At 54.8% G+C, this 20203-nt stretch carries 20 protein-coding genes; all 20 read right to left on the reverse strand.

Going from position 1 to position 20203, the window contains the following annotated elements; all coding sequences use genetic code 11:
- Positions 1 to 291: 291 nt before the first annotated feature.
- A complete protein-coding gene (locus tag INF30_RS12585) occupies positions 292 to 951 on the reverse strand; it encodes a V-type ATP synthase subunit D (RefSeq protein ID WP_076780070.1) in 660 nt (219 codons plus the stop codon).
- Between the two features lie 209 nt (positions 952 to 1160).
- Positions 1161 to 2534 (reverse strand): V-type ATP synthase subunit B, encoded by a 1374-nt coding sequence (locus INF30_RS12590; protein ID WP_076780068.1) that lies wholly within the window; start codon positions 2532 to 2534, stop codon positions 1161 to 1163.
- 2 nt (positions 2535 to 2536) lie between these two features.
- Positions 2537 to 4303: a V-type ATP synthase subunit A gene (locus INF30_RS12595; protein WP_076780066.1), complete on the reverse strand. Its 1767-nt coding sequence runs from the start codon at positions 4301 to 4303 to the stop codon at positions 2537 to 2539.
- Between the two features lie 24 nt (positions 4304 to 4327).
- The gene (locus tag INF30_RS12600) at positions 4328 to 4642 is read right to left on the reverse strand and encodes a V-type ATP synthase subunit F (RefSeq protein WP_226395467.1); all 315 of its coding nucleotides are present in this window, start codon (positions 4640 to 4642) and stop codon (positions 4328 to 4330) included.
- The gene (locus tag INF30_RS12605) at positions 4635 to 5603 is read right to left on the reverse strand and encodes a V0D/AC39 family V-type ATPase subunit (protein ID WP_226395468.1); all 969 of its coding nucleotides are present in this window, start codon (positions 5601 to 5603) and stop codon (positions 4635 to 4637) included. Before INF30_RS12605 ends, INF30_RS12600 begins: the two co-directional genes overlap by 8 nt.
- Before the next feature lie 12 nt (positions 5604 to 5615).
- On the reverse strand, positions 5616 to 6221 hold the full coding sequence (locus tag INF30_RS12610; protein ID WP_226395469.1) for a V-type ATP synthase subunit E: 606 nt from the start codon (positions 6219 to 6221) through the stop codon (positions 5616 to 5618).
- A gap of 50 nt (positions 6222 to 6271) precedes the next feature.
- Complete coding sequence (locus tag INF30_RS12615; RefSeq protein WP_076780058.1) at positions 6272 to 6757, reverse strand: V-type ATP synthase subunit K; 486 nt, start codon at positions 6755 to 6757, stop codon at positions 6272 to 6274.
- Positions 6754 to 8778 carry a V-type ATP synthase subunit I gene (locus tag INF30_RS12620; protein WP_226395470.1) on the reverse strand — a complete coding sequence of 675 codons (2025 nt, stop codon included), beginning with the start codon at positions 8776 to 8778 and terminating at the stop codon, positions 6754 to 6756. The genes INF30_RS12615 and INF30_RS12620 overlap by 4 nt, the downstream gene beginning before the upstream one ends.
- A gap of 40 nt (positions 8779 to 8818) precedes the next feature.
- Positions 8819 to 9127, reverse strand: a complete 309-nt coding sequence (locus INF30_RS12625; protein ID WP_226395471.1) for a glycosyltransferase family protein — start codon at positions 9125 to 9127, stop codon at positions 8819 to 8821.
- 289 nt (positions 9128 to 9416) lie between these two features.
- On the reverse strand, positions 9417 to 9911 hold the full coding sequence (locus tag INF30_RS12630; RefSeq protein WP_076780052.1) for a tRNA (cytidine(34)-2'-O)-methyltransferase: 495 nt from the start codon (positions 9909 to 9911) through the stop codon (positions 9417 to 9419).
- Between the two features lie 26 nt (positions 9912 to 9937).
- Positions 9938 to 10816: an AIR synthase-related protein gene (locus INF30_RS14755; protein ID WP_226395472.1), complete on the reverse strand. Its 879-nt coding sequence runs from the start codon at positions 10814 to 10816 to the stop codon at positions 9938 to 9940.
- Between the two features lie 13 nt (positions 10817 to 10829).
- Positions 10830 to 12374, reverse strand: coding sequence for a VanW family protein (locus INF30_RS12640; RefSeq protein ID WP_226395473.1), 1545 nt, complete (start codon positions 12372 to 12374; stop codon positions 10830 to 10832).
- Positions 12375 to 12564: 190 nt separating this feature from the next.
- Complete coding sequence (locus INF30_RS12645; protein ID WP_226395474.1) at positions 12565 to 14322, reverse strand: B12-binding domain-containing radical SAM protein; 1758 nt, start codon at positions 14320 to 14322, stop codon at positions 12565 to 12567.
- Between the two features lie 128 nt (positions 14323 to 14450).
- Complete coding sequence (locus INF30_RS12650) at positions 14451 to 15545, reverse strand: PucR family transcriptional regulator (protein WP_226395475.1); 1095 nt, start codon at positions 15543 to 15545, stop codon at positions 14451 to 14453.
- A gap of 4 nt (positions 15546 to 15549) precedes the next feature.
- The gene (locus INF30_RS12655) at positions 15550 to 15702 is read right to left on the reverse strand and encodes a hypothetical protein (protein ID WP_226395476.1); all 153 of its coding nucleotides are present in this window, start codon (positions 15700 to 15702) and stop codon (positions 15550 to 15552) included.
- A 62-nt stretch (positions 15703 to 15764) separates the two neighbouring features.
- Complete coding sequence (locus tag INF30_RS12660) at positions 15765 to 16220, reverse strand: helix-turn-helix transcriptional regulator (protein ID WP_226395477.1); 456 nt, start codon at positions 16218 to 16220, stop codon at positions 15765 to 15767.
- A 172-nt stretch (positions 16221 to 16392) separates the two neighbouring features.
- Positions 16393 to 17505 carry an ABC transporter ATP-binding protein gene (locus INF30_RS12665; RefSeq protein ID WP_087174673.1) on the reverse strand — a complete coding sequence of 371 codons (1113 nt, stop codon included), beginning with the start codon at positions 17503 to 17505 and terminating at the stop codon, positions 16393 to 16395.
- 172 nt (positions 17506 to 17677) lie between these two features.
- On the reverse strand, positions 17678 to 18529 hold the full coding sequence (rsmI, locus tag INF30_RS12670) for a 16S rRNA (cytidine(1402)-2'-O)-methyltransferase (RefSeq protein ID WP_226395478.1): 852 nt from the start codon (positions 18527 to 18529) through the stop codon (positions 17678 to 17680).
- A 9-nt stretch (positions 18530 to 18538) separates the two neighbouring features.
- Positions 18539 to 19300, reverse strand: coding sequence for a tRNA1(Val) (adenine(37)-N6)-methyltransferase (locus tag INF30_RS12675; protein ID WP_076780030.1), 762 nt, complete (start codon positions 19298 to 19300; stop codon positions 18539 to 18541).
- Positions 19290 to 20201, reverse strand: a complete 912-nt coding sequence (locus INF30_RS12680) for a PSP1 domain-containing protein (RefSeq protein WP_226395479.1) — start codon at positions 20199 to 20201, stop codon at positions 19290 to 19292. The genes INF30_RS12675 and INF30_RS12680 overlap by 11 nt, the downstream gene beginning before the upstream one ends.
- Between the last annotated feature and the right edge of the window lie 2 nt (positions 20202 to 20203).

The raw sequence follows: 20203 nt of genomic DNA on the forward strand, positions 1-20203 counted from the left end.
GCAACACACTCCCAGCAAAAAGTCCTTTCTACGTACAGCATATGCGCCCTCTTTTATTTTGTTACATTTGTTGTTTTTGGTCTAACCACTTGCTGATCTGATCGTACATCTCATCAGCAAGTGGTCAGACCGAAACAAACCCGACAACTAGCCCATACATAAAAAGCTCCCCGGAAGGGCTAGTTCCGGGGAGCTTTCCTATGGATCATATCTTAATTCTTTATAGCTCTCGCTATATTCTTATATTATCTCTCTTCTGCTTCTCTGTCAACACTTTATGTCATTATATTCCTATGCCCGCTCGCTGTAATGATGTGCATCCTCCAGCATCATATCCTTCACCTTCATAAGGCGGATCTGGGAGCTTCTCTCGTTCTCATCCAGCTTCATGGTGATATATTTGATGGTCTCCTGTGCCTGGGGAATGATCACATGCTCCAGCGCATTTACACGGCGCCTTGTCTTCTCGATCTCGGCAGCCATGAGCTGGCAGGCTTTCTCCACCTCTGCAAGTCTGAGCATATCCGGCAGGATATCCGCAAGAGACTTCACCGCTCCGTCCAGATCGCTGGAGGTAAAGGCAAAACCGTAGGAATAGATATCGTTGGCGTCCGCGGTCCTGGTCTTGGTATCAAACACCGGGATGTTGACGCTCATAACATTTTTCTTCCCTACTTCCAGGCTCACCTGCTGCTTCGGCGCCATCAGTGCCGTGTGGAGCGTGGCCTCATCCATGCCTGCTCTGGCGATGACAAAGTTCTTGTTCGCGGCCAGTATCCCCGCTTCCACCTTCTGGCGGAGCGCCATATTCTCTCTTGCCAGATCCAGGAACTGACGCATCAGCTCATCGCGCTTATCTTTGAGGAGCTTGTGGCCTCTCCGGGCTGTGACAAGTTTCTTTTTCGTTTTTGTAAGCTCCATGCGGGTAGGAGTGATCTGTGTCGATGCCATATTGCATTCCTCCTTCTATTTCCACGTGCGCACGGCATCTTTTGCCGCGGCTGGCCTTTGGCCTTGGCCGTGCCTTTCGGCCTTCACCGTGCCCAGCTCGATTCAGCTGACGCTTCATCTCGCTGCCGGGCGCACGCCCTATGCACCTTTGCGGAAATATCCGTCTGCAGGCAAGCCTGCACGGCTATTTCCACAAATCTGCGCACGGCTTACTGTTTCCCATAGTACAGATCCAGATACTTGTCGTCGATACGTTTCAGCTCGGACCTTGGCAGGATGGACAGAAGTTTCCAGCCGATCTCCAGTGTCTCCTCGATGGATCGGTCTGTGTGGTAACCCTGGGACACATACTCTTTCTCAAACTCGTCGGCAAATTTTGCGTAGATCAGATCGATCTCCGTCAGCGCCGCCTCGCCCAGAATAGTCATCAGCTCCTTAGCGTCCTTTCCTCTTGAGTAGGCCGCGAAAAGCTGGTTCATGGTGTTGGAATGATCCGCCCTTGTCTTGCCCTCGCCGATACCTTTGTCTTTCAGACGGGACAGGGAAGGCAGCACGTCGATAGGCGGCTGCACGCCCTTGCGGTACAGGTCACGGCTCAGGATAACCTGCCCCTCTGTGATGTATCCCGTAAGGTCGGGAATGGGATGGGTCTTGTCGTCCTCCGGCATGGTCAGGATGGGAATCATGGTGATACTTCCCTTCTTGCCTCTCTGCCGACCTGCGCGCTCGTACATCTGTGCCAGGTCTGTGTACATATATCCGGGGTAGCCGCGGCGTCCCGGCACTTCCTTCTTGGCTGCGGAGATCTCACGGAGAGCGTCCGCATAGTTTGTGATGTCTGTCAGGATGACAAGAACATGCATATCTTTCTCAAAGGCCAGGTACTCTGCTGCTGTCAGGGCCATACGGGGTGTGGAGATACGCTCCACCGCCGGGTCATTGGCCAGGTTGATAAAGAGTACCGTTCTGTCGATAGCGCCTGTCTCCTTGAAGGACTCCACGAAGAAGTTAGACTCCTCAAAGGTGATACCCATGGCCGCGAATACAACGGCGAATTTCTCATCGGTTCCACGCACTTTTGCCTGCCTTGCGATCTGGGCTGCCAGCTGGGAGTGAGGCAGACCGGAGCAGGAGAAGATAGGCAGCTTCTGGCCACGGACAAGAGTGTTCAGTCCGTCGATGGCGGAGATGCCTGTCTGGATAAACTCGGAAGGGTAAACCCTGGCCGCCGGATTCATAGGCAGACCGTTGATGTCCCTTCTCTCTTCCGGAAGGATCTCCGGGCCTCCGTCCGCGGGGCGTCCCAGGCCGTCAAATACGCGGCCCAGCATGTCCCCGGACACGCCCAGCTCCAGGCTCCGTCCAAGGAAACGCACCTTGCTGTTGCTCAGGTTAATACCTGCGGCATTTTCATAGAGCTGTACGACAACTTTATCGCCGTCCACCTCCAGCACTTTGCAGCGGCGTTTCTCGCCGTTTGCCAGTTCAATCTCGCCGAGTTCGTCGTAGGTGACGCCCTCCACGCCTTTCACCATCATCAGCGGGCCGGCAACTTCCTGTATGGTTCTATATTCTTTTGGCATGATTAGAAGTCCTCCTTCCCGAATGTGTCTGCGATCTCTGCGTCGAGTTCGCTCATAATGCTTTCATAGTCAGACTCGATCTTGTCTGTCACGGTATATTTATAACGTCCGATCCTCTCGCGCACTGCCATCGCAAGAAGGGCATTCATGGCAGCCCCCTTGTTCAGCGCGTCCATGGACTTCTCATAGAAGGCCAGCACCAGCTTCATCATCAGATACTGCTTTCTCAGAGGCGTGTAAGTATCCACGTCGTGGAAAGAGTTCTGGTGCAGAAAGTCCTCACGGATGGATCTGGCAGCCTCCATCTTCAGCCGGTCGGCCGGAGACAGGGCATCCATACCTACCATCTGCACGATCTCTTCCAGCTCCGCCTCATCCTGCAGAAGGCTCATCATCTTCTGACGGTCCTCCATCCAGTCGGGAGCCACCTTTTCATTGAACCAGCCGCTCACATTGTCCAGATACAGGGAGTAGCTGGTAAGCCAGTTGATGGCCGGGAAATGTCTCTTGTAAGCCAGATTGGAATCCAGTCCCCAGAACACCTTCACGATACGCAGGGTTGCCTGGGATACAGGCTCCGAAGTGTCGCCTCCCGGGGGAGACACGGCTCCGATTACAGACAGGGAACCCTCTCTTCCTTCTTTTCCAAGAGAGATCACATGACCTGCCCTCTCGTAGAATTCCGCCAGACGGGATCCCAGGTACGCCGGGTATCCCTCCTCGCCGGGCATCTCCTCCAGACGTCCCGACATCTCACGGAGAGCCTCCGCCCACCGGGATGTGGAGTCTGCCATCAGAGCTACCGAGTATCCCATGTCGCGGAAGTACTCCGCGATCGTAATTCCTGTATAAATGGATGCCTCACGGGCTGCGAAAGGCATATCCGATGTGTTTGCGATGAGGACGGTCCTCTCCATCAGGGAGCGGCCTGTCTTGGGGTCTTTCAGCTCCGGGAACTCATTCAGAACGTCCGTCATCTCATTTCCACGCTCGCCGCATCCGATGTAGACCACGATGTCCGCCTCAGCCCATTTTGCAAGCTGGTGCTGGATCACGGTCTTGCCGCTTCCGAAAGGTCCCGGCACGGCCGCCACACCGCCTCTGGCAATGGGGAAGAAGGTGTCGATAACCCTCTGGCCTGTCACAAGAGGCACATCCAGGGGCAGCTTCTTCACGTAGGGGCGTCCCCGTCTTACCGGCCACTTCTGTACCATGGTCAGCTCTTTGTCCCCACTTTCCGTGGCAATGACTGCCACGGTCTCATCCACTGTAAATTCTCCCGCGCAGATCTCTTTCACGGTTCCTTCAATTCCATAGGGAACCATGATCTTCTGCTGCACTACCTGGGTCTCCTGCACGGTGCCCAGAACATCGCCGGCTTCCACCTGGTCACCGGCCTTTGCCACAGGGACAAATTCCCACTTTTTCTCCCGGCTCAGCGCGGCAACCTCCACACCTCTTTGAAGGTTGTTTCCGGAGATCTTCATGATCTCGTCAAGAGGTCGCTGAATACCGTCGTAAATGCTGGAGATAAGGCCCGGTCCAAGCTCCACCGACATGGGAGCCCCTGTGGACTCCACCGGCTCGCCCGGTCCAAGTCCGGATGTCTCCTCGTACACCTGGATGGACGCCTCGTCCCCGTGCATCTCTATGATCTCGCCTATCAGGCGCTGTCTGCTCACGCGGACCACGTCGGACATGTTGGCATCCCGCATTCCGGACGCGATGACCAGCGGTCCTGCTACTTTTTTGATCGTACCTGTACTCATAATGGACGTATCACCTCTACTTTCTTAGTTGCTGAACAGGATATCAGATCCAACGGCCTGTTCTACCGATTTCTTCACTCCCCTGACGCCGCTGCCCGTATTGCCGGACACGCCCGGGATCTCTATGATGGCCGGGAGGATCTGCCCCTCGTACCGGGCTGTCTCCTGTCTCAGGTCGGCTGCCAGCGCCTCGGTGATATAGATGATCCCATATCCGTCCGCTACGAGCTGGTGGAGCCTCTCCCCTGCCTCTGCGGGTGTGACGGGAAATGTGTCAAGCCCCAGAGCAGCGAAGCCGTAAATGCTGTCGTAGTCGCCCATTACTGCTATCTTATACATACATTTCCCTTACCCTTTCCCGGATCGCCCCTTCCGGAAGCTCGCTCCTCTTGCCGGAGAGAACGATCCGCACTGTCTTGATCTCATTTTGTCTGGCAAGTACATACGCCACAACCGGGCCTATGGTAAATGCCTTATATTTCTGCGGGCTGATGGTCTGGATGATGCGGTTGTCACACCAGCGCTCAAAAGCGGACATGGACTCTGAGAGAGCCTCCGCTCCGCCTGCGTACTCTGTGCCCAGTAAGTAGTCCCGGATCGCCTCCGGTCCCGAGAGGGCCGCCTTCGCAAGCTGATCCACGCTGATGCTGCCGCACTCCGCCATGGCCTGCTTCATAAATTCTATAGATTTTGCGGTTTTCTGCGCCCGCACGGCGATCTTGATGTCCGCCACTGCCACCACGGATCTGGCGTAGTCCCGGATGATCTCATCCTCCGACTCCATGCCCGCTTTGTAGATGGCATCCAGGGCCGCTCTGTCTATGATGATGTCGCAGAGCTGTCCGTCCCCCGCGTGGAGAAGCGCGTCGCATGCCTGCTGCGCCGCCTGGCTCATGCCTGCCGGAAGCCGCCCGAAGTCTTTCTCCCGGATGATATCCAGCATCTCCTGGCCGGAAACTTCCGTATCCTCGTAGAAGATATCCCTGGGCACCTCCTTCACGCACGCTGCCTTGACGGCCGCCTTCAGATTGTGAAACAGCTTCTGGTAGGAGAGCACTTCAAATTTCTTTTTGTCGATAGACAGCTCTCTCACCGTCTGCCAGATCTTTTCCTCCTCGCGCTTCAGCATCTTTTCTCCGTCTGCAGAGGTGTCCGTGTCACCCCAGCCGCGCTCCGCCAGGAACTGCAGGCACTGCTCATAGCTCTGGCAGGCGATCAGCTGGTCGATGACCGCGTTGGAAAAGAGGGAGACCTCAAGCGCCCTTATGCGGGCAACCGCGTAGGTATACTTTTCACTCATTTAAGTTCCTCCTCACGCCCTGTCCCCGGAAAACAATCCTCTCTGGACACGGTCACTCATCTCGTCACGCCTGGTCTCGAAGATCGCCTTAAATGTGCAGTTCTCCTCGATGCCGCCGTACACCAGCACAAACCCGTCCGGGACGAGAGGGTCTCCCCCGGCCAGGGTGAGGGCGCCGCCCTTTGCCCGGGCCGCCTCGCGGATCTTCTCCTCAAATCCGGCCGGCATGCGCTGTACATCTGCAGGGGAGAAATGGATCTCTCCGTCCTGGGGAAGCACGTAGTGGTCCAGCATCTTTTCGATCAGGTCAAAATACGCTGCCGGGTCCATCTCTTTTATTTCCCGGTAAGCCTCCTCCAGTACCTCTGCTATGATCTCCTGCCTGGCGGAAAGGAGCTTCGTGCGCCTCTCCAGGTCTGCTGCCGACACGGCCTTTTCTTTCAGGCTCTCCGCCTCTGCCCGCGCTTTTATCAGGACAGCCGCGGCAGATTTCTCCGCCTGGCTCTTCTGTGCGGCCAGGAGCTCTTCTGCCTGCCTTTCGGCATCCTGGATCTTAGCCTCAGCCGAGGACCGGGCCTCTTCCAGGATCCGGCTTTTCATTTTTTCTAATCCAGTCATAGCCTTCGCACTCCTTTTCCTGTTTTTAATGTGTTAACCGTAACATCCGCCTAAACCGGGATCGCTGTTACAGCCAGGATGGAGATAAGAAGTGCCAGGATCGCGTAAGTCTCAACCATGGCCGGGAACAGCATGGCTTTACCGAACTGCTCCGGCTTCTTGGCAACGATGCCGATGGACGCCGCTGCCGCCTGTCCCTGGGATTTTCCGGAGATCAGTCCCACGATACCTACCGGCAGGCAGGCTGCCAGGATCAGAAGTCCTGTCTGGGGTGTCAGATCTGCGGCTCCTCCTCCGAGAAGGCCGATCTTGGAAAGTGTCAGGAAGCCTACCAGCAGTCCGTAGATTCCCTGTGTACCAGGCAGAAGCTGGATAACGAGAACCTTGGCAAATTTACTTGGATCCTCTGTCACAACGCCGGCCGCAGCCTGTCCTGCGATGCCGACACCGATAGCAGACCCGGCGCCTGCGAGAAATACTGCCACTGCTGCTCCAAGAAGTGCATATACCAGTCCTAAATTCTCCCATATACTCATGATAAAGTTTCCTCCTTAATATCTACATATTTTGTATCGCTCTCAAAGGGTTCAAAGGGTTTTCCTCCCCCTTCGTAAAATTTACCGAAAAACTCCACAAACTGGAGACGGTTCGTGTGTACGTACGCGCCCAGCAGGTTGATGGCCAGGTTCATGGCGTGGCCCACGATAAAGACCACGATGAACAAAAGCACACCGAATACGCTCTTTCCCATCATGCTTCCCATCTGGTTGACCACGGAAGCAATAACGCCCGTGGCAAGTCCCAGCGCCAGGAGGCGGGAGTAGGACAGCACGTCGCTGAGCCATCCTGTGATATTGTAAATATCGTAGGCGCCAAGGGCCAGCCTGAGCACCGGATTTTTGTTGTCCCGTCCGGACATGAGCAGAAGCCCTACCGCTCCCACAATGGCCAGCGCCTTGGCCAGCGTGTTCATAAAGGGCGGGAACGAGATCTCCATCTGGGAGATGGAGCGGAAGATCTCTGACGGAAGCAGCATCAGGATCAGTCCCATCAGAAATACATACCACAGCACAACATCACAGAAGAAATCCAGGATTTTTCCATCCTTGAGTTCCATGTAGCCTTTGATCCCAAGTCCCACAAACAGGTGGATCACACCAAACAGCATGGAGAAGACCAGCAGCTTCATCGGATCATTAAGAGGTGCGAACCACAGCGGCGGCACACTGACCTCTTTCCCGAAAAACACGCTGGAAACCACATCTACCACGTCCCCAAAATAGCCGCCGAACAGGACGCCCCACACGATGGTGGAGATGCCGCAGAACATAAACAGCTTCAATGATTTGTGCATCCCTGCGCTCATCCTGGGGAATTTCTTCAGTGCAATGAAGCAGACAATGGCGACAATGGCGCCGTAGGCTGCATCAGACAGCATCATTCCGAAGAAGAACACGTAGAAAAATGACATGATCGTGGTGGGGTCGAACTCTCCCTTGTGGGGGAGACCGTAGGACTCCAGCACGCCCTCCACGCTGGAGGAAAATGCATTGTTGTGCAGGATCGTGGGCGGCTCCTCATCCTCTTTCGGATCCTCCACATCCATGACACAGTCATACTTCTGGGCAACAGCCTTCTCCAGGGCAGGCACTGCCTTGGCCGGCACATACCCGCTGATGAGGAACGTCCGTCCGGACTGGGGCAGTGTGCCCAGCACCTGGTATTTCTCCGCCCGGATGCGGTAGTAGTCTGAGATGTACTCCAGCTCCTCCCGCCTGCCGGCGCAGTCCCGGATCTCCTCTTCCTTTCTTTCAATCTCCCTGTTCAGTTTTCCAATATCCGCCTTCAGCTCTTCGGTCCGGACTGCCGGATCTGCCGGCACCATCTGGGAGGGCCTTGCAAATCCGCCCTGCCTCAGGGCTTCCTCCACTGAAACGGCATCCTCTTTCATACAGAACACAGCCAGGTACACTCCGTCCGTCCCGGAGGAAACGATCTCCACATGCAGCTCCTCGGTCTCGGGGATCTGCTCTGCCAATATCCTGTACACGTCCTCCAGCGTGGTGCCGGCGGACATGACGCCCGGCAGCATGACTGTATGTCTGGTCCCTTCATAGTTCATGGGAACGCCCAGCCCCAGCCAGGGACTCAGGCTCTCAATCTGGTTTTCATCCTTGAGAATGGCAGCCTTCTTCTCCGCTATCTGTCTGCTGTGCAGAAGGATATCTGCCGCCATTTCCATGATCTCTTCCCTGTTTTCCGCCGCCTTTTGCAGCTGGTCTTTGTCCACCAGTTTCTTCCCTTCCAGGCTGGCAAACATGGACTTTTTCTGGGGAACGTACTGTTCCAGCACGTCCAGGGCCTGGTCAGCTGTGTGGGCTTTCTTCTCAAAGCTCAGCCTGGGCCCTGTGGTGTCCATCCGCTGGAAGATCTCATCTTCTTCCTCCGCCAGCTGGCTCACCTCCATGATCCCCAGAGACTGGAGCCTTTCCAGGATGGCCTTTCGGTCCTTCTTCAGCGCGCAGATACTGACTCTTTGCATCTGCAGTACTGCCATAGACACATCCCTCCTTTTCTCTTATTTTTTAAGAAGCGTCTCATATCAGATGAGCAATGACATCTGACACGGCAGCCGCCTTCTTTTTCCCCGCTTCTTCTCTCAGAGTCCGGATCATTTCCTTCGTCTCCCCGGCTGCCTTTTCTGTCACTTTTTTCCCTTCCTCAGCAGCAGAGTCCATGACAGCCGCAGCCTCGGTTTTTGCATCCTGGAGGATCTTATCCTTCATTTTCTCCGCCTCACCGGATGCCTGGGAGAGGATCTGCTCACAGCGCGCATCCGCCTGTGCCGCGATCTCTCCGGCCTCTTTCTCAGCCTGTTTTATGGTCTGAATGGTCTCTTCTACCATCAATTCACCACCTCACTTTTCCTTTTTTTGCTTTCTTGTAGTTCAAATTATAATATGATTTATTTAGTATGTCTATTATTTTTTGTATTTTTTGTTTTCAATCCTTTTGTGATTGCACAATTCATGCTATAATCTTACAATTTTTATTTTTTTCTCAGAACGCCATTTTTTTCATTTTATTCCTATACTTTCTCCCTCTCGTTTTGATTTTATACAGATCATATCCTGCAATTCAAGGACAAAAAAACCACACACATCCGCAGTGGATGCATGTGGCTCTCTGCCGTTTTTAGTCCCAGGACAGGCGGTGCAGATGTCCCTCCGTGCTCATGCCTGCAAATCCGTTCTGCCGCAGGGCTTCATACAAGACGATGGCGACGGAATTGCCCAGGTTGAGGGATCGGATCTCTCCCATCATGGGGATCCGCACACAGGTCTCCTGGTGTTCCACAAGAATTTCCTCCGGTATGCCGGCGCTCTCCTTTCCGAACATGATATAGCAGTCCGGCTCATACCGGACATCGGTGTAGACCGCAGACGCTTTTGTGGTAGCCATGTAGATCCTGGCTCCCGGATTTCTGTTCAGGAAATCCTGATAGTCGATGTACGTCGTCACATCCAGGTCCTTCCAATAATCCATACCCGCCCGCTTCAGGCTCTTTTCATCCAGCCGGAAGCCCAGGGGCTCGATCAGGTGAAGCCGCGCCCCTGCAGCCACGCAGGTCCTTCCTATATTTCCCGTATTGGCCGGTATCTCCGGCTCATGCAGCACGATGTTCAGCATCTGTATCCTCCCGATTCTATCTGTCGTTATTCCTGCTGCCAGATCTTCCAGATCTCATCCGGTCCAGGACGGTCCAGGAATCTGGCCTCTTCGCCGTTTCGTATGATCTTGTCCCTGTCATTTCTCATCCTGCCTATGACCTGGGCCCTGATCTGCTGCCGGCCCAGCCGCTCGGCCGCTTCTTCACCGTCGGCTGCCGCAAGAAGGAAACATCCCGCGGAGGTGAGCTGATAGGGATTGATGTGGAAAATCTCGCACACTTCGATGGTCTCCTGCCGGACCGGGATCTTCTTCAGATCCACGTCCAGCCCCCGCCCGGTCCGGGCGGACAAGTCCCACAGGGCCTTGAAGACGCCTCCCTGGCCCACATGGCGGATCACAGGGATCTGCGCTCTCCTGGCTGCCGCAGCTGTGTCCAGGGCAAAGATCTGCTCCTGGCTGGCCCGGATCAGCCGCAGGAAAGAGGGGGCAAACCTGCGGGAGAGGATCTCTCCTTTCTCCTCTCCGATCCGCAGCATCCCCTCCAGGCCGGCGCTGCCGGCCACCAGAAGATCCAGCTCACCTGTATCTTCTGAACATTCAGGGCCCGATCCTCCGGCCCCTTCCGGGCTCTTAGATGCTGTCCGCCCCTCTGCCGTCACCAGGGCGCAGGGAAGGGACACCGCCGGGCATCTGCCTCCCTCCGTCTCCTCTGTTTCGAGAAAAAATGGCAGATCCCCTGCCATTTTCTTCCACTTTTTCTTCAGATCATACAGGCAGGTATTCTCCCTGTCTGCCGGTATCTGGAACGCCGCTCTGGCGGCAAATGTCTCAATGCCCCGGGCCGCCAGGGCGTTGACACAGTGGGCCAGGGCATACCGCCCGATATCTCCCTGTTCCCCGTATATGATCGCTGTCTCTGTCACAATCTGCTCTCCTTTATCCTTCTGTCTGGGTCTGCTCCTGCTGGCTCTGGCCTCCCGCCGAGGCAGCCTGGCTCACCGCCGCATTGATCTTCGCCTGATCCTGGGAGGCGATGGCATCCTGCAGGGCTTTCAGGACATCCCCGCTGGCCGAGGCAGTGCCCACCTCGATAATCTGGTCCGATTTCTCATAGTGGCTTGTGTTGAACACTTCCCGGCTGACTTCCTCTCCGTTCTCGTACACGATCTTCCAGAGCTGGGCCTCCACGCCGTCGTGGGGACTGCCTGTTTCCTGGGTCGTGCCTGCCGCCAGCTCGCTGTTCTCTTTATAGACGGTCCCATAGGGCTCCGTGCTGATGGTCTCGCTCTCGTACTCCACAGTCCGTCCCTCGGGCCTTGTCTCCTTGCCATAGATGATGAACTGGAGCTGGTTGCTGTCATTGATCTCGCCGTATATATAGATCGGTGTGTCGTAACTGTTCTTGAACTTAAAGTCCAGATAATCCCCGGCAATAGCCGCGTCCCTGGAAGGCTTCACGTAAGCCACTGTCATGGAGTGGGGTGACCGCTCCACCACTTCCAGCTCAGCGTAGATCACCGCATTGTAGAGCGTGGTGGACACCTGGCAGATGCCGCCGCCGTAGTCTGAGACAACCTGCCCGTTCTCGTAGGCTCCCGCCTCCACGTAGCCGTTCTCCGGCGTAAAAGGTCCGGTGATCTGGCCCACAGACAGCGTCTCTCCCGGCATCAGGATCTTTCCGTTCAGCTTATCCACGCCATTTTTCAGGTTCTGCCACCTCTCGCCGCCACCCGCATTGGTCCAGAAGCTGCCCAGCTCATCCTGTATGGAGGACAGATCCTCCTCCGTGATCTGGGGCTTCTCCTTTTTGGTCTGCAGCTCCACCGTGAAATCTTCATGCTCCCACTGGTCATTGAGATGGTCTGTGACAGCGTCCATAGTGGCCTCCACATCCACCGTCTTTCCCTCCTGCTCCGGCGTGATCTCAAAGGAGGTGGCCGTCTTCTGGATGGAGGCATCTACAGCCCCCTGCACAAGGGACGCTGCCCGCTCATTCAGGACAGCCTCGGTCTGCTCTGCGTCCAGGCTGAATTTCTCCCGGATCACATACTTCTCTTTTTCCAGCCCCTTCTGCTGCCTGTAACGGAAAAAGACGCTTCCCGTCTTGCCGTAGTTCACTGCCTCTTCTGTCAGTTTTTCCACATCACTGGCAGACAATCCCAGCTCGCTTAACGTGGCCTGGGCGGAGCCGTTTTCCGCTGTCAGGGTCACTGTCACCGCGCCGTCCGACGCCGCGTGCTCCTCCAGGGAGGCGCTGGCCTCCTTCGCTGTCATGCCGGACACGTCCTGGGCCCCGATCCACACATTGTCGCAGATGACATCCGGGTCCACTTTATTCACATAATTTCTAAAATGCATATAAACACCCAGCAGGGCAATCAGTACCAGCCCCGCGGCTGCCATAATGAGAAGACGCATCTGCTTCTGTCTTCTCCTGGTCATTCTCTTTGTTTCCCTCAGGCTCCTTTTCCGTGTCGCCATACGCTCCCGCCTATCCTTCCTGGTTGCATCTCATCCTGTCTCTACACCATGACAGCTGGTATGATGGACGTGGCCACCATCGCTACGATAACGATCATAATGATGATCGCAATGATCCGCCTTGTCCGCTTGTTATTAAAATTCATGTTCTTTTCTCCTTTTTATGGCCGCTTTCTACATTGTAAACTTTTTATTTTCCTTTTGCAATACGTATTCCTTTTCCGTCGTTTGTCAGCGGATCTCTGTTCCTGTAGTCGAACAGCACATACACATCCTTCCGGGAAAAATATTCCAGGTGGGTCATCCGCCGGAGCTGATTTTTGTCGGCCCCCTCGTACCCCTCCAGATATCTGTGCTCCCGCGCCTCCTCCTCGTAGAAGCTGCGGGCCCACTGGCCATCCACCAGGGATTCCCCGGCAAAATCCGGGCGGTTCTTTGCATTTTCCCGGAGATAGTAGTCATAGATCAGCCGCTCCCGCATCTCCTCCTCGTCCTGCGGGTACGTCTCCCTGACAAAGTCAAGGAGGATCCGGTACCGGGCGGCCCGGGCGTGCTGCACTTGCCCCATGCCATGTCCCCGGTAGAAATCCGCCAGCTTCTTGTACAGGGCAAACGCAGAGTCCTCCCTCCTCTCCAGGAGGGCCAGCGCCGCCTTAAACTGGCCGCTGTTATAGTAGGTCTCCGTCATATCCTCCACTCCCTTCAGGGTCAGGATATCGCCGTAGGACAGCCACCTGGTAGAGAGCACCTCGTAGGGCGGAGTATCCCGGCAAAGAAGGCCGTACGCCTCCTTCCTCTCCTCCATGCGGGAGCCCTTCAGCACTTTGAGGAACCCCAGCTGCAGCTGATCCGGGCGCATGGCATACACCCTGTCAAAAGAGCGCCCGAAGCTGTCCAGGTCCTCCCAGGGAAGACCGGCGATCAGATCCAGGTGCTGGTGTACGTTGCGCCCTTCCCGCACCTTCTGCACCGCCCGCTCCAGCCGTTCCAGGTCCATGGTCCGGCGGATCTCCCGGATGGTGTCCGGATTGACAGACTGAACGCCGATCTCCAGCTGGATCAGGCCGGGACGCATGGAGCGGATCAGGGACAGCTCCTCCTCATTCAGCAGGTCCGCCGAGACCTCAAAGTGAAAGTTGGTGATGCCGTTGTCGTGCTCATGGATGTATTTCCAGATCTCCAGGGCATGATCGTGGCGGCAGTTAAATGTGCGGTCCACGAATTTCACCTGCTGCGTCCCCGCATCCAGGAAAAACCGGATCTCCTTTTTAACCAGGTCGAGGCTGCGCAGCCGCAGCCTCTTGTCCACGGAAGACAGACAGTAGCTGCAGGAAAACGGGCAGCCCCGGCTACTCTCATAATAGACGATCTTGTGCCGGAAATCTGTCATATCCTGGTAGACAAAGGGAATTTTATCCATGTCCATGGGCTCTCTCCAGGGATGATCCTCCACCTGTCCCCGGCTGTTCCGGCAAGTGATCCCTTCGATCCCCTCCAGGTCCGCCGCCTCGCCTCTTTCGCTGGCCGCGATTCTTGCCGCCAGGGCGGCGAACGTCTCCTCCCCCTCCCCCTTCATGATCCCTCTGACCTGGGGGAACTGCGCAAGCATCTGCACAGAGTCGTAGGAGACCTCCGGCCCTCCCAGCCAGATCTCTGTCTCCGGCAGCACTTTCCTGATCTCGGGCAGGAGCATGCGGATCATCTGTATGTTCCAGATATAGCAGGAAAAGCAGAGAAGATCCGGCTTTCTCCTGTAAATGTCCTCCATGACAGCCTCCGGCTGCTGGTTGATGGTGTACTCGCCGATCTGGATCTCCACGCCGGCAAAGGCGCTCCCCCCGCAGTCGCCCGCAAGGCGCTCATCTGCATAGGCTTTCAGGCTGTACACAGCCAGGTTGGAGTGTATGTATTTGGCATTGATAGCTGCTAATAATATCTTCTTCATCATGCCTGTTATTGTACTATATTCCGCCGGGTTTTACAATAAATCCCGGGTGCGGACACACAGCCCGGCCTCATTTTTTCCTTCAAGAGAAAACCGGCCCCGTTTCTGTCGGGGCCGGCTGCTCCTGCTGGCTAACTGTTCTTCTCTTTCATTGCTCTCATATGTTTTTCTACCATGAGAGCGATCTTAAATGTCATGGCGTCCTCAAAGACGCGGACATCCAGACCTGTCTTTTTCTGTATCTTCTCCAGCCGGTACACCAGTGTGTTCCGGTGCACGTACAGTTTTCTCGCAGTCTCCGAGATATTCAGGTTATTTTCAAAGAAGGTGTAGACTGCTGTCAGTTCCTCCTCCTCAAAGTTATCCATTGCATTTCCCTCAAAGACTTCATCCAGGAACATCTCGCACAGGGAGGCCGGAAGCTGGTGTATAAGCCGGCCGATCCCCAGCACTTTGTAGGACAGCACCCGCCTCTGCGAGTAGAAGACGCGCCCCACTTCCATAGCCATGTCCGCTTCTTTATAAGAGCGGGACACATCTTTCAGCTCTTCCACGATGGTGCCGTAGGAGATCCGAACGCCCACCATGGCCTCCATGCCCAGTGTATCCACGATCACATCTGCCATGTGCTGGATCTGGTCATAACCCTCCGTTGGCTCCAGCGCTTTCACAAGGATGATGTGCTTCTCTTCTATAGATGTGGCGAAATCTTTGATACCGATGGCAAACATGCCTTTCAGCGTCTCAAGCACTAGGGTGTCTTCCGCGTTCTGAGGTTCCACCAGGAACACCACTCTTCTCTGCACCACAGGGATCTTCAGCCTTTTTGCCTGGTTGTATATATCCACCAGGAGCAGATTGTCCAGGATCAGGCTCTGGATGAACCTGTTTTTGTCCATTTTGCTCCGGTTCACAGAGGCCAGGCTCTCCAGATGGCTGATGCCGAAGCGGCCGGCCATCACTGCTTTGTCGTCTGTCCCCGCCATTGCGAGTATATAGAGATGTTCATTGCTCTCCACAAGGAACAGGCTCTCGTCCCCAGTCTCTTCCTGGCTCCCTGTCTTCTCATAGTTTTCGATCAGCGCTGTTACTGCATGGGCCTGAGGCTTTGCCTTTATGTTGGTGGCCGCCATGCACTCTGCTTTCTCGTTCCAGACAGAACAGTCATAGCCTGATATCCTTTTGATCTCCTGAAGTAATTTTTGTATCGTCTGGTTAGACAGCAATATGTCACTTCCTTTCCGGGTATTGTTCCCGCTTTTTCCAATCCCGCATCTGATAGTCGAAGATCTCGATCTCCAGCTCAGTGTGGTATCTGTCCGCCAGATAAAGGACTGCTGCCGGCAACAGGGCTGCAGCGACATAGACTAAGGTTCTCTTCATAGATTTCTCCTCCTGCTGTTTTCCATACCTTGGATACCGTCCTACATAATATAGCCGTCGAACTATGTCGTTTTTCCCCTCTGGCGCTGAAATTTTTTTAATTTTTCTTTGATCCGGTCCATTCTCCGATAGACCGCTTTATCTGTAATACCTATTATATCAGAAATTTCCCATGTCTCATAACCCATTATTTTTAAATATAGGATTTCTTTTCCCACATCGTCCAGTTCCCGCAGAAGCTGTTCCATGCTCTCCGACAGCAGACGGCCATTTTCTGTCTGTGTGTGCTTCGCTGCTGCCTTCCCGAATTCGCGGAGCCACCCTTCTGCCTCATAGGCCTCCCAGGGCGCCCAGTGCTCCAGAAATCTGCGCTCGGACTTAAAGATATCCCAGTCATATTCCCGTAGGTTCTGTATTTCTTCCTCTTCCATTCCCGACTGCCGCAGAACCTTCTCCTCCTGTTCCTTTTCACTTTTCCACAGCAGCTCCTCTCTGGCTTTATTGTATTCCCATTCCAATTCTCGCGTATTTTATCCTTATGTGTCTTATCTCTATGTCTGTATATACGTTCTTTTGGCAACAGATCCAGCAGATGTGCCGATGCGCGCTCTGCCGGATAACCGCAAAAAGAGGAACACCCTTCCGGGTGTCCCTCCCTTGCTTTTCACATATTCATCTCAAAGTATCTGACTAGTTTGTGATTGTCAGCTCTGTCTCTTTGTCAAAAATGTGGATCTTCTCAGCGTCCAGAGCGAATTTAACTGTGTCGCCGGATCTTGCTGTTGTTCTTGGATCAACTCTTGCTGTCATGCTTGAGCCCTCATAGTCGAAGTACAGGAGAACTTCAGCACCGAGCATCTCGTATACACGGATCTTAGCCTCGATCACTGTGTCAGGAGAAGCCTCGATGAACATCTGCTCATCATGTACGTCCTCAGGACGGATACCGAGAACAACTGTCTTTCCATCATAGCCGCCTTCTTTGAGCGCTTTTGCTTTTGCAGGCGGAAGAGCGATTGTATGAGGTCCTGTTACAAGAGAAACTTTGTCTCCCTCAACTTTGCATGTAGCATCGATAAAGTTCATCTGCGGAGATCCGATGAATCCAGCAACGAACATATTACAAGGATAATCATACAGTGTCTGCGGTGTATCTACCTGCTGTACAACACCAGCGTTCATAACTACGATTCTTGTACCAAGTGTCATAGCCTCTGTCTGGTCATGTGTTACGTAGATGATCGTTGTGCCCAGTCTCTGGTGCAGCTTGGAGATCTCAACACGCATCTGTCCACGGAGTTTTGCATCCAGGTTGGAGAGAGGCTCGTCCATAAGGAATACCTTGGGGTTACGAACGATCGCACGTCCCATGGCAACACGCTGTCTCTGTCCACCGGAAAGAGCTTTCGGTTTACGATCCAGGAGAGCTTCCAGGTCAAGGATCTTGGCAGCCTCGCGAACCATCTTGTCGATCTGGTCCTTCGGAACTTTTCTCAGTTTCAGACCAAATGCCATGTTATCATATACTGTCATATGCGGATACAGAGCGTAGTTCTGGAATACCATTGCGATATCACGGTCCTTCGGCTCAACGTCGTTTACAACTCTGTCGCCGATCTTCAGCTCGCCGGATGTGATCTCCTCAAGACCTGCGACCATACGGAGTGTCGTGGATTTTCCACATCCGGATGGTCCTACGAAGATGATAAATTCTTTATCTTCAATCTCAAGGTTGAAATCTTTAACAGCCTCAAATCCGTTAGGATATGTTTTGTTAATGTGCTTTAATGATAAACTTGCCATTGTTTTATTCCTCCTGTTAATGGTGCGCGGACAAGTCCGCTGTTCTTTTCTCTGCTACCCAGTATATAAAAAAAGAAGGGAGTGCGCCATGCCCAAGTTGAACAATCTTTTTTTTGATTTCTATACAACTTGACCAACTGTCCCTTCTTTGTCTTTCGTCAATCTGCTCAGATCATTCTCTTTCTTCCCGCAAAAGCGCCTGGTAGACCTCTCGTTTGCTGACGCCTCTGTCCCTGGCCACCTTTTTCATAGCCTCTTTTCGGTCCGCGCCCTCATCCGTGTAGTATGCCATATGCTCTTCCAGTGACATCTCCGCCCACTTTCTCTGGGACTGGCGGCGCAGCTCCTCCCGGCTCTTGGCCTGAATGACCAGCACGCACTCGCCCCGGGGCTCATGGCTTTGGTAGTAGGTGCAGGCCTCCCCCAGCGTGGATTGGTAGACGGTCTCATGTTTTTTGGTCAGCTCCCGGCAGACCGACACCTGCCGGTCTCCCAGCGTCTCCCTGAGCTCCTCCAAAGTCTTTACCAGGCGGTGGGGCGCCTCGTAGAGCACGATGGTCCTTGTCTCGTCCTTCAGTTCCTCCAGCACGTCTCTTCTCTCTTTTTTGTCAGAGGGCAGGAAGGCCTCAAAGGCGAAACGCCTTGTGGGCAGCCCGGAGATAGTGAGGGCTGTCACGCAGGCCGCAGCACCGGGGACGGCTGTGACCGTGACCCCCGCCTCATGGCACATTTTTACAAGCTCTTCTCCGGGATCTGAGATGCCCGGTGTGCCCGCGTCCGTGATCAGGGCGATATTTTTTCCCTCCAGGAGAAGGTCTGTCAGCTTTCTCCCCTTCTCGATCTTGTTGTACTCGTGATAGCTGGTCATGGGCGTCCTGATCTCAAAATGATTGAGAAGTTTGATGCTGTTGCGGGTGTCCTCCGCCGCTATGAGATCTGCCTCTTTCAGGGTGCGCACGGCCCGGAAGGTCATGTCCTCCAGGTTCCCGATAGGGGTGGCGCACAGATACAATGTTCCTGCCATATCTTTCTCCTATCTGCCTGCCTCCTTCCGGCTCTCCAGGCCGTACAGTTCCAGCAGCTCCTCTGTGTAGGTTCCGTCTTTGTTGTACACCACCAGGGGCGGCTCCACGGTCATCCGGGGATGAGCTCCCTTCACTCCCTCCAGGAGGACCATGTTGGGCTCCTTGTCTATGTAGGGATGGACCAGCCGCATCCGCTTGGGTTCGATCCGGTGCCGGCTCATGCCGGAGAGGATCTCAGCCAGCCGGAAGGGGCGGTGCACCATGTAAAACCGGCCTTTGTTCCCCAGGAGCTTTCCGCTCTCCCGGAGCACATCCTCCAGGGTGCAGAGCACCTCGTGGCGGGCAATGTACTTTGCCTCATTTTCATTCTTCAGCCCGTGATCTCCGATCATGTAGGGCGGATTGACTGTGATAACGTGAAAAGAGGCGGCGCCGAAAAGGGCGGCTGCCTCTCTGATATCTCCTGTGACGATGCGGACCTTGTCCTCCAGGTGGTTGTACTGAACGCTGCGGCGGGCCATGTCCGCGCTCTCCTCCTGGATCTCCAGTCCCGTGTAGAAGTCCCCCTTGTTCTTTGCCTCCAGCAAAATGGGCAGGATGCCTGTCCCTGTTCCCAGGTCCAGGGCCCGCTCTCCTGTCTTCACTTTCGCGAAGGAGGACAAAAGCACCGCATCCATGCCGAAGCAGAACCGCCCGGGGGACTGGATGATCCGGTATCCTTTGATCTGCAGGTCGTCCAGCCGCTCGCCTTGTTTCAGGTTAATTGTCATCTAATTTCGACGCTCCGTTCTTCTCTTCCAGGGCTTTCAGCTGTGCCATCTCCTCCTTGGAGAGTTTCATGTCCTTCTTCTTGCGTCGTGGCTTAAAGCGCAGCTCGGATGCCTTGTACTCCCGGACTTCTTTCTCGTCGTTGTCCAGGGTGACTACTACTTTCACAAGCTGGCGCAGCACGTTCACAGACTGCACGTCGCCCTTCAGCTTCTCCGGTGTGGTGACGGTGTCGCCCACCGCAGGCAGGCGGCTGTTCAGCTCCTCATAGTTCTGCTCCTCATTGGTGAGGCAGCACATAAGCCTTCCGCACACGCCCGAGATCTTGCTTGGGTTCAGGGACAGGTTCTGCTCCTTGGCCATCTTGATGGACACCGGGGCAAACTCTGTCAGGTATGTATGGCAGCACAGCTCCCGGCCGCATATTCCGATGCCGCCCCGGATCTTCGTCTCATCCCGGACACCGATCTGGCGCAGCTCGATCCTTGTGCGGAACACGCTGGCCAGATCCTTTACCAGCTCCCGGAAGTCGATCCTTCCGTCTGCCGTAAAGTAGAACAGCACCTTGTTGTTGTCAAATGTGTACTCCGCGTCGATGAGCTTCATGTCCAGCCCGTGCTTGCGGATCTTCTCCTGGCAGATACTGAAGGCTTCTTTTTCCTTCTCCCGGTTTTTCTCCTCCCGGCGGTAGTCGTCCTTATTTGCGAGGCGGATGACGGACTTGAGAGGCTGGCTGATCCTCTCCTCCTCCACTTCTCTTGGCCCGGTCACCACATTGCCGAACTCCACGCCTCTGGCAGTCTCCACGATCACGTTGTCCCCGTGGTGGATCTCCAGTTTTCCGGGAGAGAAGAAGTAGACCTTCCCTGCCCTGCGAAATCTTACTCCAATCACCTTAGTCATAT

The sequence above is a fragment of the Claveliimonas monacensis genome (genome assembly GCF_014982975.1).
GTDB lineage: Bacteria > Bacillota > Clostridia > Lachnospirales > Lachnospiraceae > Claveliimonas > Claveliimonas monacensis.

Coding starts and splice junctions, on each gene's coding strand:
- INF30_RS12590 (WP_076780068.1), bottom strand. CDS start 2,534: ATGCCAAAAGAATATAGAACCATACAGGAAGTTGCCGGCCCGCTGATG.
- INF30_RS12655 (WP_226395476.1), bottom strand. CDS start 15,702: ATGAAGAGAACCTTAGTCTATGTCGCTGCAGCCCTGTTGCCGGCAGCA.
- INF30_RS12595 (WP_076780066.1), bottom strand. CDS start 4,303: ATGAGTACAGGTACGATCAAAAAAGTAGCAGGACCGCTGGTCATCGCG.
- INF30_RS12630 (WP_076780052.1), bottom strand. CDS start 9,911: ATGCTGAACATCGTGCTGCATGAGCCGGAGATACCGGCCAATACGGGA.
- INF30_RS12680 (WP_226395479.1), bottom strand. CDS start 20,201: ATGACTAAGGTGATTGGAGTAAGATTTCGCAGGGCAGGGAAGGTCTAC.
- INF30_RS12610 (WP_226395469.1), bottom strand. CDS start 6,221: ATGACTGGATTAGAAAAAATGAAAAGCCGGATCCTGGAAGAGGCCCGG.
- INF30_RS12585 (WP_076780070.1), bottom strand. CDS start 951: ATGGCATCGACACAGATCACTCCTACCCGCATGGAGCTTACAAAAACG.
- INF30_RS12605 (WP_226395468.1), bottom strand. CDS start 5,603: ATGAGTGAAAAGTATACCTACGCGGTTGCCCGCATAAGGGCGCTTGAG.
- INF30_RS12645 (WP_226395474.1), bottom strand. CDS start 14,322: ATGATGAAGAAGATATTATTAGCAGCTATCAATGCCAAATACATACAC.
- INF30_RS12600 (WP_226395467.1), bottom strand. CDS start 4,642: ATGTATAAGATAGCAGTAATGGGCGACTACGACAGCATTTACGGCTTC.
- INF30_RS12620 (WP_226395470.1), bottom strand. CDS start 8,778: ATGGCAGTACTGCAGATGCAAAGAGTCAGTATCTGCGCGCTGAAGAAG.
- INF30_RS12640 (WP_226395473.1), bottom strand. CDS start 12,374: ATGGCGACACGGAAAAGGAGCCTGAGGGAAACAAAGAGAATGACCAGG.
- INF30_RS12615 (WP_076780058.1), bottom strand. CDS start 6,757: ATGAGTATATGGGAGAATTTAGGACTGGTATATGCACTTCTTGGAGCA.
- INF30_RS12675 (WP_076780030.1), bottom strand. CDS start 19,300: ATGACAATTAACCTGAAACAAGGCGAGCGGCTGGACGACCTGCAGATC.
- rsmI (WP_226395478.1), bottom strand. CDS start 18,529: ATGGCAGGAACATTGTATCTGTGCGCCACCCCTATCGGGAACCTGGAG.
- INF30_RS12665 (WP_087174673.1), bottom strand. CDS start 17,505: ATGGCAAGTTTATCATTAAAGCACATTAACAAAACATATCCTAACGGA.
- INF30_RS12625 (WP_226395471.1), bottom strand. CDS start 9,127: ATGGTAGAAGAGACCATTCAGACCATAAAACAGGCTGAGAAAGAGGCC.